Origin of the sequence: Falsiroseomonas frigidaquae (genome assembly GCF_012163145.1) — a bacterium.
Lineage (GTDB): Bacteria > Pseudomonadota > Alphaproteobacteria > Acetobacterales > Acetobacteraceae > Falsiroseomonas > Falsiroseomonas frigidaquae.
The window spans coordinates 34,075-51,122 of the sequence record NZ_JAAVTX010000012.1 but is presented as its reverse complement, the minus strand read 5'-3'; the positions used below and the strand labels follow the sequence as shown (position 1 = coordinate 51,122).

13 protein-coding genes and 1 pseudogene are annotated in these 17,048 nt (G+C 71.5%); 7 read left to right on the top strand and 7 right to left on the bottom strand.

From position 1 onward, the window contains the following. The 4 genes from HB662_RS28225 to HB662_RS28210 form a co-directional block, all read left to right on the top strand. Positions 1-721: glycosyltransferase family 29 protein (locus HB662_RS28225; RefSeq protein WP_171970302.1), on the top strand; the 721-nt coding region annotated here is incomplete at its 5' end. After that, the gene (locus HB662_RS28220; protein WP_168055322.1) at positions 715-2,610 is read left to right on the top strand and encodes a glycosyltransferase; all 1,896 of its coding nucleotides are present in this window, start codon (positions 715-717) and stop codon (positions 2,608-2,610) included. The genes HB662_RS28225 and HB662_RS28220, both read left to right, overlap by 7 nt. Further along, positions 2,607-5,504 (top strand): hypothetical protein, encoded by a 2,898-nt coding sequence (locus tag HB662_RS28215; protein WP_168055320.1) that lies wholly within the window; start codon positions 2,607-2,609, stop codon positions 5,502-5,504. The genes HB662_RS28220 and HB662_RS28215 overlap by 4 nt, the downstream gene beginning before the upstream one ends. Continuing rightward, the gene (locus tag HB662_RS28210) at positions 5,501-7,456 is read left to right on the top strand and encodes a hypothetical protein (protein WP_168055318.1); all 1,956 of its coding nucleotides are present in this window, start codon (positions 5,501-5,503) and stop codon (positions 7,454-7,456) included. The genes HB662_RS28215 and HB662_RS28210 overlap by 4 nt, the downstream gene beginning before the upstream one ends. Positions 7,457-7,671: 215 nt before the next feature. Here HB662_RS28210 and HB662_RS28200 read toward each other — a convergent pair whose 3' ends face one another. After that, positions 7,672-9,042: a phage head spike fiber domain-containing protein gene (locus HB662_RS28200; RefSeq protein WP_168055316.1), complete on the bottom strand. Its 1,371-nt coding sequence runs from the start codon at positions 9,040-9,042 to the stop codon at positions 7,672-7,674. 396 nt (positions 9,043-9,438) lie between these two features. On the opposite strand from HB662_RS28200, the pseudogene HB662_RS28195 reads away from it, so the two are divergent. Next, positions 9,439-9,765: pseudogene (locus tag HB662_RS28195) on the top strand (cupin domain-containing protein); the annotation flags it as partial. A 32-nt stretch (positions 9,766-9,797) separates the two neighbouring features. Here the strand turns inward: HB662_RS28195 and HB662_RS28190 are convergent. The 6 genes from HB662_RS28190 to HB662_RS28170 all read right to left on the bottom strand — a co-directional run bounded on the left by HB662_RS28190 (position 9,798) and on the right by HB662_RS28170 (position 13,845). Further along, positions 9,798-10,664: a glycosyltransferase gene (locus tag HB662_RS28190; RefSeq protein WP_168055312.1), complete on the bottom strand. Its 867-nt coding sequence runs from the start codon at positions 10,662-10,664 to the stop codon at positions 9,798-9,800. 154 nt (positions 10,665-10,818) lie between these two features. Beyond that, a complete protein-coding gene (vapC, locus tag HB662_RS28185) occupies positions 10,819-11,232 on the bottom strand; it encodes a tRNA(fMet)-specific endonuclease VapC (RefSeq protein ID WP_168055310.1) in 414 nt (137 codons plus the stop codon). Further along, a complete protein-coding gene (gene vapB, locus HB662_RS28180) occupies positions 11,232-11,453 on the bottom strand; it encodes a type II toxin-antitoxin system VapB family antitoxin (protein ID WP_168055308.1) in 222 nt (73 codons plus the stop codon). The genes vapC and vapB overlap by 1 nt, the downstream gene beginning before the upstream one ends. A 257-nt stretch (positions 11,454-11,710) precedes the next feature. Continuing rightward, positions 11,711-11,836: a small membrane protein YohP gene (locus HB662_RS29875; protein WP_280865802.1), complete on the bottom strand. Its 126-nt coding sequence runs from the start codon at positions 11,834-11,836 to the stop codon at positions 11,711-11,713. Between the two features lie 65 nt (positions 11,837-11,901). Further along, a complete protein-coding gene (locus HB662_RS28175; RefSeq protein WP_168055306.1) occupies positions 11,902-13,218 on the bottom strand; it encodes a PRC-barrel domain-containing protein in 1,317 nt (438 codons plus the stop codon). Between the two features lie 171 nt (positions 13,219-13,389). Then, a complete protein-coding gene (locus HB662_RS28170) occupies positions 13,390-13,845 on the bottom strand; it encodes a PepSY domain-containing protein (RefSeq protein WP_168055304.1) in 456 nt (151 codons plus the stop codon). Positions 13,846-14,178: 333 nt separating this feature from the next. Between HB662_RS28170 and HB662_RS28165 the strand changes: the two genes are divergently transcribed. Beyond that, positions 14,179-15,627, top strand: a complete 1,449-nt coding sequence (locus HB662_RS28165; RefSeq protein WP_168055302.1) for a sensor histidine kinase — start codon at positions 14,179-14,181, stop codon at positions 15,625-15,627. Then, complete coding sequence (locus HB662_RS28160; protein ID WP_168055300.1) at positions 15,624-16,982, top strand: sigma-54-dependent transcriptional regulator; 1,359 nt, start codon at positions 15,624-15,626, stop codon at positions 16,980-16,982. The genes HB662_RS28165 and HB662_RS28160 overlap by 4 nt, the downstream gene beginning before the upstream one ends. The last annotated feature ends 66 nt before the right edge of the window (positions 16,983-17,048 follow it).

Here is a 17,048-nt window from a genome sequence, read left to right as displayed (position 1 = left end):
TGCGGCGCTGCACCGGGCGACGCGCGCACGGCTGGCCGAGGCCCGCGCCGCCTGGCGTGCCGATCCTGGCCTGGTGCTGCTCGCCGGCCAGCCTGTCCCGCATCCCTCCCCTGAACACGCCGCCGCCCTGCAGGGCGCCGAGGCCGCCCTGCGGCAGATGGAGGCCGGCCAGACCGTCATCGTCGGCAATTCACCGGAGCTGATCGGCCGCGGCGGCGGCGCGCGGATCGACGCGGCGGGGGCTGTGGTGCGGCTGAACGATGCGCGGATCGGCGGCTTCGAGGCGGATACCGGGTGCCGCACCACCCTGTGGTTCTCCTCCGCCAACCGGCTGGGGGAGCCGGACCCGGGGCTGCGGCCGGAGCATGCCTGGCTGTACCAGCCGGAGGCGCAGCACCTGCCGCCGATGGCGCTGTTCTGTGCCGGCCGGCTCGGCGTGCCGGCGCCGCCCGGCAGCACCTTCCTGCCGCCGGACCTGCACCGCTTCAGCAATGAGCTGATCTATCCGAAGCCGACCACGGGCTTCCGCATGGTCACCACGCTCGCCTTTGCGCTGGAGAACCCTGTCGCCATCACCGGCTTCGACTTCTTCGTCCGCCATGGCGGCCACTATTTCAGCACCGGCCGGCCGCTGCAGGTGGGCGAGGTGCATGCGGTCGATTTCGAGCGGCGGCTGGTCGATGAGGTCCTGGTGCCCGCCGGACGCGTGCAGCGATGGTAGCCGCGCCGCTGCCCTGGGCGGTCCTGGCGCGGGACGCCGCCGCGGTGATCGCCGCGGCCGAGGCGCTGCTGCCGCCCGATGCGCCCGCCTTCCTGCATCTGGGGGAAGCCGCAGCGGCCGAGCCGGTTGCCGGGCTGATCCTGTTCGACGACCGCGGCGCCATCTCGCGCGCGCGCATCGCCGAGGCGCGCGGCGCCGGTCTGCCCGTGGTGCTGGCGCAGGCCACGGCCGGGCTGCCGCGCAACGTCTTCGGCCTGGCTTCGCGTGACGTCACCCAGGCGCCGCCCTGGGGCGCCAGCGCGCCGGACCTGCTGGTGCTTGCAAGCCCGGCGGATGCCGCTTCCGTGGCCGGCAAGACCGGTCTGGCGGCGCCGCGGCGCGTGGCGATCGGCCAGCCGGGCGTGGGGGCCTGGGCCTGGTCGCGGCTGCGCCAGCCGGCGCGGCCGGGCGAGGTGGTGCCCGATCCCGGCCTGCAGACCCTGGGCCTCGACCTGCCGCCGGGCATCGAGGCAAGCGGGCCGCCGATCCTACTGACGACCCGCCCGGCCGATGCGGCCGAGGCGCTGCGGCTGGGATGGAAGACGCTGCTGCTCGCGCCCGGGCATGGGGCGGACGATGTGGCGCAAGGGCTGGCCATTGCCGATGGGCCGGTCCGGGCCGCGGCGCTGCTCGCCCGGCTGGCGACGGACCGGGATACGCCCGCCGCATCTCCGGCGCGGCTGCTGCCGCTCGCCGGGGGCGAGCCCTTGGCGCGGCTGCTGGCCCAGCTGGTATTGGCGGGCATCGAGGCGGTGGGCCGCCCCTGCGGAGTGCCAGCCGCTGGCCCGGCCCCTGCCCCCCTGCGGCTGGAGGGGCTGGCGGTGCCGCGTGGCGGCCTCGTCATCGTCTCGCATGACTGGTCCGAGCGTACCGGCCTGGCCCGCCCCGCGCTGCGCATGGCGGAGGTGCTGCGCGCCGCCGGCGTGCCGGTGCGCTGCCTGCCGATCGGCCCGGAGTCGGACCCCCGGCCAGTGCTGCGCGCCATCCCGCCGGAGGCCGCAGTGCTGTTCAACTCGGCCGGCATGTTCGAGCGCGGCGAGGCGGCGCTGCGGGTCTATGACGCCATCGCGCCGGCACGGCGCGCCATCTACCTGCATGAAACCGCCTGGACGCTGGAGCGGTTCCGGCAGACGGCGCCGGATCTGTGGCAGGGCTTTGCCGAACGCCTGCCGACGGCGCTGCTGCTCTGCGTCTCCGCCGCCCAGGCGCGGCTGCTGGCCGGGCAGTATGGCGCCACGCGCTGCGTCGTGGTCGGCAATGCGACGGAGGTGCCGCGCCCGGCCGAGGCGCCGCCGCCGGCCCCAGCCGGTGCGCGGATTGCGATCGCGATGCTGGGCACCGTGCAGGCGCGCAAGGGCCCTGCCCTGTTCGGCGCCGTGGCGGAACGGGCGGCGGCGCTGGCGCTGCCATGGGATTTCAGCTGGATCGGCCATGACGTGCAGGAACCCGGCCTGCCGCCGCCCAGCCCGGCCGTGCGCTGGGCCGGACGGATGGAAGGGGCGGCACTGGCCGCGGAGCTGGCGGCGATGGATTTGCTGCTGCTGTCCTCGGCCGATGATCCGATGCCGCTGTCGGTGATCGAGGCGCTGGCGCTCGGCAAGCGGGTGGTCGCCTATGCCGGGACCGGCGCGGCCGAGGCGGTGGCCGGCCTGCCGGGCTGCGGCGTCTTCGCCGATTACACGCCGGAGGCCGCTCTGGCGGCGCTGCAGGCAGCGCTGGCCCGGCCCGCCGATGCCGGCGCGATCGCCGCGCGGGGGCTGGACCTGGCCTCCCCGACCGGCCTGGCGCAGCGGGTGCTGGCCGCGCTGATGGCTGGCGCCTCGGGCCAGCCGGTCCCCGTCGCCGCATGATCGAGCCCTTGCGCGGTGCGGCGGCCTGGTCGGAGGCGGCACGCCTCGGGCGGCCGGTCGTGGTGGTGGGCAACGGCCCCTCGGCCGCTGACCTGCCGGCCGGCGCGGTGCCGGAGGAGGCGGTGATCGTCCGCACCAACGCCTTCTTCTTCGAGGATACGCGCCGCTACGGCAGCCGGGTCGATGGCATCTTCTGGGCGGTGGCGCGGCGCTGGCTGCAACTGGGCTTCCAGGCGGCGATCGCCGAGCAGGCCTATGATTTCGGCACTTTCTTCACCCCGGTCGGGGTGGCGCGCGAAACCCTGCCGCCCTTCCGGGCGGAGGCGGCGGAGCTGGCGCGCCTGCTGCAGCCGCGCATGTCGCATTTCGACCTGCTGCGCGCCGAGCCGATCATCGCCGGCTTCCTGGCCGCGCCGCGTGAACGGGTGCGGCCCATGCTGCCGACCCAGGGTCTGCAGGCGGTGGCGACCATGCTCGCCTTCGGCTTCCGCGACATCCGCATCGCCGGGATGGACCTATACCAGGCCGATCAGCGCTATGTGCACGCCGTGCCGGACTTCATCCGCGACATGACGGCGCCCGTGCATCTCTCGGGCGGCTACGAGGCGGCGCAGCATGGGCTGGAGACCGACCTCGGCTTCCTGACGGCGTTGCGGGTGGCCTTTCCGCTGGCGCGGATCAGCTGCCTCAGCCCGAGTTCCTACACGGCGCGGCTGCTGCCGCTGGCGCCGGTCTCCGCCCGGGCTGCGGCCTCGGCGGGTCCGGTCCCGGCGGGCTTCGAATCGCGTCTGCGGATGCTGTGCGGCGCGCCCTTCGGGCCGGTGCCGGCCGCCCCCCAACCCGAGGCCGAAGCGGCAGGCCTGGCGGGTGGCGTGGCCCAGCTCGATGCGCGCCGGGCGCTGCTCTGGGCCTGGCGGCCGGAACAGCCGACGGCCTGGCGCAGCGTCCTGATCGAAGGCGCGTCGGGGCTGCGGGAGCGGTTGCGGCCGGACCAGAAGGTGCATGAGCTGGAGCTCGCCTGCCTCGGCGATGGCCGGCATGGGCGGATCCTCGACTTGGCCTGGCTGGCCGAACGGGTTGGCCCGCCGCCCTGGCGGTTCACCGACGTGACCAGCGGTCTGCCGCTGCATGGCAGCCCGCTCGACCCGCGCGAGGCGCTGCGCTGGCCGCGGCCCGACCCGCGCGAGATCCGGCTGGTCACAGATCCGGCGGCCCCGGCATCGGCTGAGGCATCGGGCGACGTGGTGGCGATGCCGGATGGCGAGGGACGACTTCGTTGCGACATCAAGGATGGCCCGACACGGATGCTGCGCCCGGCGCGGCCTGACCTGGCCGGGCAGGTGGCGGCGCTGCGGCACAGCTTCCCGGGCGTGCCGATCCGCTGGCAGCCCGCCCCAGGCGCGCTGACCCCGGCGGCCCTTGCGGCGCTGGCGCAGGAGATCGGCCCGCGCCTGGGCGACTTGCTGGCAATGGCGGCGGAAGGGATGTTGATTGGCCTGCCGGTCCCGGCGCAGGACCAGATCAAGGCCGCCCTCATGCTGCAGACGACCCTGTTCATCCTCGGTGAGGGCCATCCCCGCGATGGCTTTGGCGGTTTGCTCGACCGTGTGCCGGCGGCCCAGCGGCTGCCGCTTTCGGTCGGCATCGGGCTGCTCGACATGCTGGGCGAGACGCCGGGCGGTGCGGCACTGCTGATCGGGCTGCCCGAGCTGCTGCAGGCCGGGGAGATGCTGATGCCGCGGCTGCTCGCCATGGCCCGCGCCGGGGAGAAGCAGGTCTTCGTCTCGGTGCCCTGCTGGCCGGCCGGCGGCGCGCGGGCGCGCGATCTGCTGCACCGGCTGGGTGCCGCCGGCGGCACCGCGATCGCCACCGACCTCGGGGTCGCCGATGCGTTGCGGGCGGCGCTGCCGGGGCTGCCGCTGCGGGTTGCCGAAGCGCCGCCGGCGACCTGGCGGGCCATCTACCCGCGACCCGCGCGCCCGGATGGTCGGCGCAGTATCGGCCTGCTGGTCGCCGAAGCCGACCGCGCCACGCTCGACCTGGTGGCCGATGCGGTCTGGGCCTTGCCGGCCGAGGCGCGCCAGCGTCTCGACCTGCTGGTGCTGCCCCTGGGTGGGCAGGCGGGGCCTGCCGAGGCGGAGGCGGCCGGCATTGCGTCAACCGATGCGGTGCCGGTGGCGAACCCCTCGGCCGAGGTGATGGCGGCGCTCGATGCCGGCATCCTGATGGGGTCCGCCTCCGGCTTTCCGCCGGCGCTGTCGCATGCCGCGGCGCTGGACCTGCCGCTGCTGCTGGCCCAGCCGGCCGGCTTCGCGGCGCAGGGGACGGCGCCGCCGGTGCTGGGGCTGGACGCGGCACTGGCCGCGGCGCTGGCCGGCCATGGCGAAGCGGGCGCGCTGCAGGCGCCGGCGACCGAAGGCAGCACGGCCGCGCTGCTCGCCGCGATCGCGGATGTGCCGCGGCATGCGGCGGCGGCCTTCCTGACCGGGCAGGACAGCCTGGCGGCAGCCAGCCCAACCGAGGACGATGCAGCGGATCTCGAGATCCGCGCCTACCTCGGCACGTCGGGCGAGGGCAGCACGGTCACGCTGCGCCTGTTCAACCGCAGTCCGCATGCCTGGGTACGGGCCGGGCGTTCCGGGCGTGGCGCCACGCATCTCGACGTGGCGTTCCACAGCAACGAGCCTGGCCACAGCAACGAGCAGGGCACCACCCTGGTCCGCCATACGCTGCCGCTGCTGGCGGACCTTCCGCCGGGCAGCGAATGGGCGGCCGACTTTCCCATGCCCAAGGGGCTGGCGGGACGATCCTGCACCTTCACCCTGAGTCTGCTCCGCGGCGCGATGGGACGAAGGCGACTATTCGGCCCGGTGCAGATCAGAAGGGCTCCATGAGCGAAACGGTGTTGCCGACGACCGTCATCGAGAAGCGCTGGCTGCAGCGGGTCACGCTCAGCATCGCGCCGGCGCCGCTGCCGCGCGGGGCCGTGCTGAAGGTAGGGGGCACCCCGCTGCCCTGGACCCCGGCCGGGCCCAGCGGGGCCGCGTTCACCCTGCCCGAGGAACTGATCGCCCAGGGCGACACCACGGCGGAGTTCGTGGGTGCCGACGGTGCGAAGCTGTCCTCGCCCTGCCCTTTGCCGATCGGCTTCTGGGTCTCCTTCGGCACGCTGGTCGGCTTCATCGACCATGTCGAGCGGCTGCGGGGCCAGGTGACGGTGCGGGGCTGGGCGGTGGATTGGCGGAAGCCGCGGCAGCGCGTGCAGGTCGGCCTCGAGGTCGAAGGCCGGATCGTCGCCCTGGCGCGCGCCGACATCTACCGCGCCGACCTCAAGCAACTCGGCGTCGGCGATGGCCACCAAGGCTTTGCCTTCTGCATCCTCGGCAGCGCGTTGCACGATGATGAGGAGGTCGTGGTCCGGCTGATGGCCAATGGCGCGCCGCTCGACGGGTCGCCGGTCCGGCTTGGCGGCGGCCACGACAAGACCGGCGGCGCCACCGTGGTCGGCCGGCTGCACACCCCGCAGCAGGCTGAGGCAGGCGATACCGCGGCCGAAGACATCGAGCTGCCCCCGGACCTGGTCCCGGTGGCCTTGCCGCCAGCATTGGCGGGGCAGGATGCCGAACTCGGCGCCTTGCTGGCCCGGGCCGCGCAGGATCATCCGCAGGCCTATCTGCTGCTGCAGGAAAGCGGCACCACCCTGCCGCCGGCGCAGGCCGTACGCCTGGCGGCAACGCTGCGCGCCAATGCCTGCGCCGGCTTCGCCGTGGCGGTGACGACGATGCCGGATGGCATGGTGGTGGGTGGCGGCTATCGCATGGTGGGCGACGGGGAGGCCGATGGGATCGCGGCGATACGGCCGCCGCCCGAGTTCGACCTGCTGGTGGCGGAGATCGGCAGCCCCGGCGTGGTCGCCTTTCCGGCACAGGTGCTGCTGGCTGCGCTGCAGGATTGCGGCGCATGGCAGGAAGGCCGCCCCGGCTCGATCTGGAGCGAGCTGGCGGTGGCGCTGCTGGCGCGGGGCTTGGTCGGCCTGCTCGATCCGGCGGTGCGGGCCGTGGCTCCCTATCGGCATCCCAAGGACCGCGGGCCGCCGGCGGTGAGCCCCGCCTTCGGGGCCGCCTTCCGCCCGGTCCGGCCTCGCCGCCGCCCGCAGCGCCTGGTGGAGCTCTCGGCCGCCACCGGTCTCGGCCCCGGTCTCGGCCTGGCCTGGCAGACGCTGGGGGAGATCCTGCTGCGCCGCGCCGTGGTCTGGGCGCTGCTCGACCACCGGCCCGTGGTGGTGCTGGATCCGGCCGCGCCCGCGGCGCTGTTCCGGCGGCTGCGCGGCCATGGGCTGGAGGTGCTGGAAGCGCCCCTCCCGGACGGTCTGGACGCCGCCGAGCAGCCGCTGCGCCACCGGTTGCAGCAGCCGGGACAGCAGCCATCCGCAACCGGCCGGGGTCCGATGCTGCAGGACTTGGTGCTGCAGGATGTGGTCGCCGGCGAGGAGCCTGCCGGGCCTGGAACGATTTCGCTGCGGACGCACCCGCTGGCGATGCTGCCGCCGCCGGATGCGGCGCTGACCGCGGCCCTGCTCCGCGCCCAGATGCTGCCCATTGCACCGGCACGCGAGCCAGCGCTGTGGCGGGGCCGCGGCAGCAATGGCGAGGACCGGCTGGATCGCATGATCGCCGCGCAACTGGCCCTGGAATCCGGGGCGGACGAAGCGGCGGACGACCTGCAGGGCTGGCTGCGGGAGCTTGCACAGCCCGAGGATGTTGGGCTGGAAACGCTGCGCGCGACCCGCCACCCGCAGGCCTGTGCCGAGCGCCTGCAGGCGGAGCTGCGGCAGCTGGGGTTCTGAACGGGGCCGGGCTCACCCCTGCCCCGTGCGCGCCATCATCCGCCCGTGCGGTGTCGAGAGATCGAAGGTCATGCCGTTCAGCGCGACAAGCGAGACGTGCCGCGCCTCGAGCTCGCGCACCGGCACGGGTCCGGACGGCTTCCGGCTGCTGCGCGTCGGCCGCTACACACTCGCCGACGCTGCATGATGTTCCCCCTCCGTCCTATGGTGTGACCCTAATTGAGCGCCATCACCGCGGCCTCCAGCTGTGTGTCGGTCATGGCGAAGGGCAGTACGCGCAGGTGCTGGACCTCGCCGAACATCGGCGAGGTGCCGGCGGCGCCATTGCCGAGCCGCAGCGTGGTCAGGCCCGAGGTCGGTCCCGACGTCACGTTCACCACGGTGGATCCGTTGAAGCTTGCCCTCGCCGACCCATCGCCAGGCACGACCATGCCGACCGAGAAGGCCGTGCCAGGCGTCATCGTGCCGGCCGTGGCGAGACTGCCTGCCGCGGCGAGCCTGCGTCGCAACCGGATGGCCGATCCGGTCGCATCGTTGAACATGGCGAAGCCGTTGTTGTCGCTGCTGTCATCCAGCTGGAACAGGGCCTGTACCGCCGTCTCCGCCGCCTGCGGCAGCACGCCGCGCCACAGGATCGTGCAGGGGCCGGCGATGCCGAGGCTTGCCAGCGATGCGCTTGCCAGATCCGCGCCGCGCATGCTGGCACTCGGCACGCCGATCGCGGGAAGGATGGGTGAGGAGGCGAAGGCTCCGAGTTCCAGCTGCGGCACTCCGAGGCGGATCGTGATATCCAGCTCGCCTGCCTCCAGCAGCAGGAAATGCGCCGGGCGCAGGCGCCCCGTCGTCGGATCCGTCAGTGTCCGCGTGACGGCATGGCGCTGGGTGACGAGCGCCGCGGCGGTGACCGGCGGAACCATCATGTCCGCGTTCAGAAGCACGGCGCCCGCTGCCGTCAATTCGGTGAACCGGATGCCGAAGCCCGTCACGGCGGCCGTACTGCCACCCACAACCCGCGCGAAACGCGAGCAGGTCCAGACTTCGCCGGGCGCCGCGGCGACACCGGTCGTGTTCTCGAAATGAATCGCGTGTACGACCGGCCCGCCGGTCAGCGTGCCGGACAAGCGGATATCGAAATACGGGATGCCGTTCTCGATCCCACTCCCGACATTGGCGCGGCTGACGGCCCCGAAGGATGAGGTGGAGACGGAGGCCGCCCAATTGGTGGGGAGCGAGCTGGAGGGGAACGGAAGACCGCCTTCGCCGCGTGGGTTCCGCACCGTATTGGCCCGCTGCCCCTCGATCAGCAGGCGTCGTGCGGCGCCACTGAAGCGCGGCATGTCCGCCGCATATTCGACCGCGGTCGCGCCATCCGCCCCGAACGCGGTCGCGAGCGACGTGACCTGCGCGCGCTGCAGCGTCGCGAGGCTGCGCAGGCTGGATGGGCCGACCAGCCGGGTGCCAGCCTCCTCCAGTACGCCCGGGACATAGGCCATTGTCATGGTCATGCCTGAGGCTCCCCTGCATCGTTGCAGAGCTGTGTGGCAAGCAGCATGGGATGATGTCCCTTCGGTGTTGGTTGCAGGCACGAATCCGGACGCTGCCGGCCCGCCGGGAGGCAGGCCGCTGCATGGTGCGGCGGCGTCGAGGGAAATCGGGACCAGGCGTGGGATGCGCCTGCGCCGAGGCGCAGCACGGATGGCGCCACGTGATAGTGCCTAAATACCTAAATTACCTCCACCGTCAAGAATTTTTTCCTTTTCCAGGGCATGCATGCACGCCGCCCGGACTCCACACCGGGCGTCCGAGGCTCCGCGGTGATTCCGGCTGGGTGATTGTGGTTGGTCGAGGCAAGTGTTCAAATCACTGCCGGCGTCTCCCACCGGCAGTGATTCCGGGACCGCCTTGAAGCGGCAGGACCAGGCAAGATGGACCAGAACCCCACGCGGAAATCGACAACCTACACGGTCGGGGAGCACGGCGAGCGCCCCTGGGGTAGCTGGGAGCTGCTGGCCTGCGGGGACGGCTATGTCCTGAAGCGCATCATCGTGCTGCCCGGACAGAAGCTCAGCCTCCAGAAGCACGAGCACAGGTCGGAGCACTGGGTCGTGGTGGGCGGCAACGCCCTCGTGACCCGCGACGAGGAGCTGATCGAGCTGAAGGAGAACGAGGCGATCTTCCTGCCGCTGGGCTGCGTCCACCGGCTGGAGAACAAGGGGCAGGTTCCCCTCATCCTGATCGAGGTACAGACCGGCGCCTATCTGAGCGAGGACGACATCATCCGCCTGGAAGACGTCTACGGGCGGTCATGACCCTGCCGGCCTTCGCGGGCCGGGCCGCATGCTCAACCTGACATGACCAGCGGTACTCCGGCCATCTGCCGGAGTTCATGGAACCGGTCGTAGAGCGGGTTTCCATCGCTTGGCTGCAGCAGCCGCCATTTTGTCACTCCGACAAAATGGACCGCGCGCGCATTCTGCAGCGCTTCCTTGCAGAAGGCCGTCGAGGCGTCTTCCTGCATCTTCCAGTTATAGGTGTGTGGAAGATAGAATATATCGGAATCACGCCACAGATGTTGCAGGAGTGACTGGTCCTGGATGCTGGTATGACTTCTTTCATGCAGCAGGGAGACCGCCTTCTCGAACCAGACCATGCCGATATGGGGCTTCCTGATCAGCATGAAGCCGGAGTTGATCGGTGCGCGGGAGGCGCCGAAATCAACCCCGAAGCCATGGCGTGACGGCCCGGCCGCGACCAACGCCAGGCTGAAGGGCAGCCGGAACACGCCGCCCACGCCGCGCAGGACCATGAAGTCCGAATCGATCCAGATCAGCGCCTCGTACCGCTCCATCCTGAGAAGGCAGAGCTTCAGATAGACGCTCTTCTTGTTCGGAAGATCCGCGTCGATCCCCTGCTTGACGATCTTCCCGTCGCGCCATCGCTTCACCAGCTCATCGTCCAGGAAGTCGGCGTTGGCTTCCTCGAAGATCAGCGGAGGATGGATCCGCAGGAGCAGGTTGCGGTTCTCGTCATTCAGCGGGGCGTAGACCGGATGCGTCAGCAGCACGACATCGGTGTTGGCGGGAATGGATCTGGACAGCACCAGGCTTTGCAGGAAGACGCCGCCCAGGCCGATGAAGTTGTCAGTGATGCAACTCACGAAGGCGCGGCGGGCCTGGCGTGGGGGCGGCGCCGGTGACGTGTCTTCCATGACGTGCCGCATCCCTTTCCCGCTTTCGCACCTGGCGACCGATCATCAGGCCATCGGGCACCGATCGCCTGCCCGGCCTGTTCGCAGATCCTCGAAGCGCGCCAACGACGTTGTAGTCCAGATATGCCACGGCCTGGAGCGACGGCCTGCCGATTCAGCCTGGTGAACCGGCCAGCCAATCCTCCGCACGCAGCCCGTCGACACGCCGGAACTCGCCGAGATTGCCGGTGATCACCACGAGACCACGGCTGCGCGCGTGTCCGGCGATGAGGATGTCATAGGGGCCGATGACCTGGCCGCGCCGTTCGAGTTCGGCGTGAATCTCGCCGGCATGCGCCGCGGCATCCTCGTCGAAGGCCAGCACCGCGAGACGCGCGGCGAGCCCTTCCACCTGCCGGCGGTTCTCGACCGGCCGCGCGGATCTCGCTGCGCCGTGCAGCAGCTCCGTCAGGGTGATGGTCGAGATGCAGAGACTGTCGGCCTCCGCGTTGAAGCGCGGGCGCAACCCCTGCGGCCGGTCGCGCAGCAGCCGGATGCAGAGATTGGTATCGAGCATGTTCCGCAGCATCAGAACGGCTCGCGGACCTGATGCGGTGGCTGCGCCCGTTCGCCGAGATCAACGCTCTCCCCCGCGAAGAAGTCGTCCCAGATCGCCGTGGCCGGCACGATCACCCGACGCATCCCGTCACGGATGATCGCCACCTCGCGCACGCCTGGGGGAAAGGCCACGTCCTTGGGCAGACGCACGGCCTGGGAGCGATTGCTCAGGAAAAGTGAGGTGCGGGTCATCGGCGCCCCTTGGGATATACTGAACATATATCCCTCCCGCCTGCGCGTCGCAAGCGCCGGGCGCGGTCGGACGACCTGATCGGTCCCGGCATCCATTGCCTGCGTGGAAGGCCCGGTGCTCCCCGTTCCCGGGGCGGGCCTCGTCCACGACGGGTGCCGCCTTCCAGAAGGGACCGGATGAGAATTGCGACGGGTGCTCCGGTCAGGACGTGGCTGGATGGCGCACACGTCGAGGGGCGGAGACGGCCAGCCCTGCCTCAGAAGATGAGCGCGAAAAGGCCGATCACCACGAGCAGTCCGATCAGGAAGACGATTCCCGCCGCACCACCCAGAAGCTTGAGAATTCCGCCGATCATGTCGTCTACCCCGCGCTGTTGCGGCACGGGCGCTGCCCGTGCCGGTGGTGACGGCGCGGGAGACGATGCCCGTCATCCCGCGCCGAGGTTCATCAGCGGTACAGCCGCAGACCCTCGCCCCAGCCCTGCTCGCGGCCATACGTGCCGACGCGGTCGGCCTCGTAGCGCGGCAGGCTTTCCAGCTGCTCGCGGGTCAGCTCCATCCGCACGCGCTCGCCCTGCGCGCCGAAGCGCAGCTGCTCGATCGGCACGACCGCTTCGCGGCTACCAATCCCGAGGAAGCCGCCCCACTCGACCACGGCGGCGCGCACCTGGCCGTTCTGGTCGATCAGCAGGTTCTCGACCTCACCGGCGTCGCGGCCATTGGTGCCGACGACATTGGTGCCGACCAGGTTCGAGACGCGGGCCAGCGGCATGCCCACCTGCTGGGCGCCACCCGACTGCGCCGGCGCCGGTGCCGCCGAGGCTCCGGTCGTGGCATTGCGGTCTTCCGCGCCACGCGTAGAGGTGTCGCGGGCCGTGGTGTCAGCCGCAGTGCGCTGCGACTGTGCGGCGGGCTGCTGCTGCTGCTGGGTCTGCGCCTGTCGCTCGGTACGGATCACCGGCTCGCCGGTCCGCTCGAAGCGGATCTGCGGCTCGCCCTCGGCCTGCTGCACGCGGACACGCGGCTGCGCCTGCTGCACCTGCACGCGCGACTGGTCCTGCCGCCTCTGCGAATCCGTCTCCGAGACGCGAACCTGGGGCTGCGCCTGCTCGACGCCGACCCGCGGCTCCGGCATCCGGACCGTGATCTGCGGCGCCGGCTGGCGGACGATGATCTCCGGCTGCGGAACCAGCACGGTGATCTCCGGCTCGCCCTGCTGGACGGTGACCTCCGGCGGCGGCTGCGTCACCTGCAGCGTCGAGGAGGCCTGCACCTGCGCGCCGGCGGTGCGATCGCCAGACTGCTGGCCGGATTGGGCGCTACGGGCGCCCGGCAGGGCCGCCAGGACGCGCTCCACGGCGTTGCGGGCCCGCGGCGCCTCGATGGCATTGCCCTGCAGCGCCTGACGCGCCTCGGTCACACGCTGGTCGAGTGTGCGGTTGGCCTCGTCGGTCCGCTGGGCGGCCGGCCGCTGCTGCAGCGCCTGACCCAGCTGGTCGAGTGCCTGCCGCGCCTGCTGCACGGTCTGCGACGGGGCCTGGCCGCTGGCATTGCCGAGCTGCTGATGCACCTGCCGGAGCCGCTGCTCCGCCTGCTGCATCGCGCCCTGCTGAGCACCCTGCTGTGTTCCCTGCTGGGCCTGCTGTTGCCCGCTGCCCGCCTGCGGCGCCTGCTGAGCCTGCACGGCAGATCCGGCGACGATCGCGAAGGTGGCGGCCGTGGCCAGGAGGGTGGCCCGGATCGGGCTGATTTCGCGGCTTTTCATGCTGTTCTTCATGGATGAATTGTCCTTCTGCTGAGATCGCCTGGGTTGGCAGCGCGGCGACTGGCTGGCGTGGCGACAGGGCCTGATCGGCTTCGATGCTGGCTCAGCGCCTGCCACCGGCTGCCGACGCTGGGAGGGAGTTCCCCCAGCCGGCTGGTATCCAGCCGTTGATCAATCGTCCTCGCGCGTGCGCTCACGGGAGATCGAGCCGCTCTGGCCATCAACCCGCAGCCGCACCCGCTGCTTGGCGTCGGCGGTGTAGGTGAAGCCGTCGCGCTCGACGTTCTCGACGTCGTAGTAGCCGCGCTCCTCGAGCATGTTGTTGACCTGGTCCTCGCTCAGGCGGTCTTCGTTGCGGACCTGGCCGGTGCTGACATCGACGCGCAGGTTGTCGACCGTCTCGCCGTAGCGGCGGGCCTGCGAGATGCGGAACATCTGCCCGTCACGCCGGATGTCCTCGATCTCCGTGTAGCCACGCTCACGCAGCGTGTTCTTGAGCTGCTCCTCGCTCATCGGCGACGCCGTGCCGCGCATCTGGCTGGACTGGGTCGACTGCGCGCTGGCAAAGCCGTGGCCGCCCAGAAGCAGGGCGGCGGCGAGCGCGGTGCTCGAAAGGATGTTCTTCATGATGATCAGCCTCCGTATCGTGGGTTGTTGGATGTCCGGGGAATCCCGCCTGTGACGTACCGGGCTGACGTCCGCGGCAAGAAAAACCGAGCGTCCTCGTCACCTGGCCAGAAAAGAACGGCATCCATCGCCACCCGTTCAGCAGTCTTCCCCCTGCCGAACGAGCCCGCGAATTCTTCCCTGTTTTGTCCGAAATCCGGTGCCTGTCGTTCAAGGCGGCCGACAGGGTGTTCGGATTCCTGAACCGGACTGCCAGCACCTAACTTCATGCAGAAGATGCACCCGAGGGCTGCTTCCCGCGTTGCTGGGCGACACTGACTGGTTTGCCGCTTCATGCGACTGCGACAGCCCTCCCTGCCGGTTTCACTCCGCGTGCCCCTGCTGGCGGCGGCCGCCGTCTTCCTGTTCGTGACAGCCACGACGCAGATCGCGCTTCGCCTGGCCGGGCACCGGATGGACCTCGAGGCCGAGCGTCTCGGGCGCGTCTACCTGGATGGCCTGTCCGCCGCCGTGCTCCCGGCCATCCGCGACGGAGGCCGGACGGCGTTGGACCAGGTGCTGGACCGCGCGACAGGCTTCTACGAAGGCATCCGGGAGCGTCGCCTGGTCGTCGGCACGCCGGAGGGAAGGCAGGTTTCCGCCGCTGGCGTCGGCCCCGAGCCGGACTGGCTGGCGCCTTTCCTGCGCGGCAACGCCGGCCCGGCCTGGGAGGTGTCGCCGGAGCGTGATGCCGTCTGGGTGCAGCGGCCTCTGAAGAACGGGGCGGAGGTCATCGCCATCCTGGCCGCAAAGCTCGACGTCTCCGCCATCACGCGCAGGCGCCAGCAACTCCGGGCCGCCATGCTGGCCTTCGGGCTTGCGGTCGGTGTGATGGGTGGCGCCCTCGCGGCGCTGGCCGCCCGGCACGCCATGCGGCCGGTGCTCGGTGTCACCTCCGCCCTCGATCGAGCCGGGTCGGGGCATATCGCACCAATCCCGGAAGCCGCACTGCCGCCGCCAGGCACCGAGGCGGCGCGGCTGGCGGCCGCCTTCAACGCCATGGTCGCGCATGTCGCGGAACGGGAGCGCCTGACGCAACGCCTGGCGGAGCGTGAGCGCGGTGCCGTGCTGGGCAGGCTGGTCGGAACTGTTGCGCATGAGGTCCGCAACCCGCTGGCCGGCATGCTGACGGCGGTCGAATCGGCACATGCCGCGGGTGACAACCCGGTCGAGCGTGCCGAGGCGCTGGAGATGATCGAGCGTGGCCTGCGGCAGATCGAACGCGTTGTCTCCTCGACGCTTGCGCAGCACCGGGACAGCGGGCCGCCACGCCCGCTGAAGGCGGCGGATCTGGAGGATCTGCGGGTCCTGGTGGCGCCGGAGGCGGCACGGCGCGCCGTGGGCCTCGACTGGCGCGCCACGCTGCCGAGCCCCTTCCCGGTCGATGCGCCGCCGTTGCGCCAGGCTGCGCTCAATCTGCTGCTGAATGCCGTCGCCGCCACGCCGGCCGGGGGGCGCGTCGAGCTGGAGGCCGGGGTGGAGCAGGATGGCGGGCTGCTGCTGGCGGTGGAGGATGAGGGGCCCGGCCTGCCCGCCGCGGCACGGCAGCGCCTGGGCGTCGGCACGGCCTCGCAGGACGAGGCGAGGCTGCATGAGGCGAGGTTGGGATTGGGGCTGGAGGTGGTGGTAACCATCGCCCACCGGCTCCACGCCCGTATTGCCGTGGAGCCGGGGCGCAAGGGATTGGGCAATCGCGTCGCGCTGCGGGTGCCGCCGGCCGATCCGGCGGCGATCCCGGCATGACCGACCTCGCCAACAGCTCGGTCATCATGATCGAGGACGATCCCGTATTCGGCCAGGCCCTGGTGCAACGCCTGCGATTGGCCGGCGTCACCACCCATTGGGCGCAGACCGCCGAAATGGGAGAGGCGCTGCTGCGCCGCCATCGCCCGCATCTGGTCCTGTGCGATATCCGCCTGCCGGATGGCGACGGAGAGGCCCTGATGGTCCGGCTGATGCCGGAGCTCGGCGGTGTTCCCGTCGTCGTCATGACGGCCTTCGGGGGGCTCGACCAGGCGGTGCGGCTGCTGCGGGCCGGCGCCGACGACTACCTCGCCAAGCCGTTCCCGGCGCAGCGGGTGCTCGACAAGCTGCGGGCCTTCGCGCAGGAGGATCGCGGCACCGAGGATGCCGAGGATCTGGCCTCGGTGCTGGACCCGCCCGGCTGGCGTTCCCCGCCCATGCTGGCCTTGCAGGCCGAGTTGGAGCGCGTCGCATCGGCGGAGGCGACCGTGCTGCTGACCGGGGAAAGCGGCGTCGGCAAGGGGGTCGCCGCGCGCCGCCTGCATGCCCTGTCCGGCGCCCGCGCCGTGGCGCCCTTCGTGGTGGTCGATTGCGCCGCGCTACCGGCCGACACGGCCGCGGCGGAGGTCATCCTGTTCGGTGGCGACGGAGCACCCGGCCTGGTGGAATCCGCCGGGGCCGGCACGCTGTTCCTCGACGAGGTCAGCGACCTTCCCGCTTCCCTCCAGGCGCGGCTGCTGCGCCTGCTGGAGGAGCGCCGCTTCCTGCGGATCGGCGCCGCGGAGCCGGTGCAGACGCGGGCCCGCATCGTCGCCACGACCAATGCCGACCTGCCGGCGCGCGTGGCTGCGGGCACGTTCCGCGCCGACCTATGGTTCCGGCTGTCCGGCATCACGCTCGTCCTGCCGCCACTCCGTACCCGCCCTGGCGACCTGCAGGATCTTGCCCGGCACTTCCTGCGACGCTTCGCGAAGGCCGAGCGAAGCTTCGCCGACGATGGCATGGCGGCCATGCTGGAGCATCCCTGGCCGGGCAATGTGCGGGAATTGCGCAACCGCGTGGAACGGGCGGTCCTGCTGGCGGACGCGCCGGCGCTTGCCGCGCAGGACCTGTTTCCGGAATGCGCCAACAGGGCGGCGCCGCCCTCCCCTGCTGTGGCGGATGCGCCCGGCGAGGTCGCAACCCGGGCCGAGCCGCTCTCGCTTGCCGAGGCTCGCGATGCTGCGGAGCGGGCGCATATCCGGCGGGTGCTGGCACGCTGCGGCGGGCGGATCGGCGATGCCGCCGGCGCATTGGGCATCTCGCGCACGACGCTCTGGGACCGGATGCGCCGGCTTGGTGTCTCGGTCCGCTGAAGCCGGCCCTGGCCCGGGTGTTGTCCGGATGACGAGGCATCGCCCTCGCAAAATATCTGGTAGCTA

What these genes read in the sequence shown, in the direction of transcription:
- HB662_RS28220 (WP_168055322.1), top strand. Translation starts at nt 715, where the DNA reads ATGGTAGCCGCGCCGCTGCCCTGGGCGGTCCTGGCGCGGGACGCCGCC.
- HB662_RS28215 (WP_168055320.1), top strand. Translation starts at nt 2,607, where the DNA reads ATGATCGAGCCCTTGCGCGGTGCGGCGGCCTGGTCGGAGGCGGCACGC.
- HB662_RS28210 (WP_168055318.1), top strand. Translation starts at nt 5,501, where the DNA reads ATGAGCGAAACGGTGTTGCCGACGACCGTCATCGAGAAGCGCTGGCTG.
- HB662_RS28190 (WP_168055312.1), bottom strand. Translation starts at nt 10,664, where the DNA reads ATGGAAGACACGTCACCGGCGCCGCCCCCACGCCAGGCCCGCCGCGCC.
- vapC (WP_168055310.1), bottom strand. Translation starts at nt 11,232, where the DNA reads ATGCTGCGGAACATGCTCGATACCAATCTCTGCATCCGGCTGCTGCGC.
- vapB (WP_168055308.1), bottom strand. Translation starts at nt 11,453, where the DNA reads ATGACCCGCACCTCACTTTTCCTGAGCAATCGCTCCCAGGCCGTGCGT.
- HB662_RS28175 (WP_168055306.1), bottom strand. Translation starts at nt 13,218, where the DNA reads ATGAAAAGCCGCGAAATCAGCCCGATCCGGGCCACCCTCCTGGCCACG.
- HB662_RS28170 (WP_168055304.1), bottom strand. Translation starts at nt 13,845, where the DNA reads ATGAAGAACATCCTTTCGAGCACCGCGCTCGCCGCCGCCCTGCTTCTG.
- HB662_RS28165 (WP_168055302.1), top strand. Translation starts at nt 14,179, where the DNA reads ATGCGACTGCGACAGCCCTCCCTGCCGGTTTCACTCCGCGTGCCCCTG.
- HB662_RS28160 (WP_168055300.1), top strand. Translation starts at nt 15,624, where the DNA reads ATGACCGACCTCGCCAACAGCTCGGTCATCATGATCGAGGACGATCCC.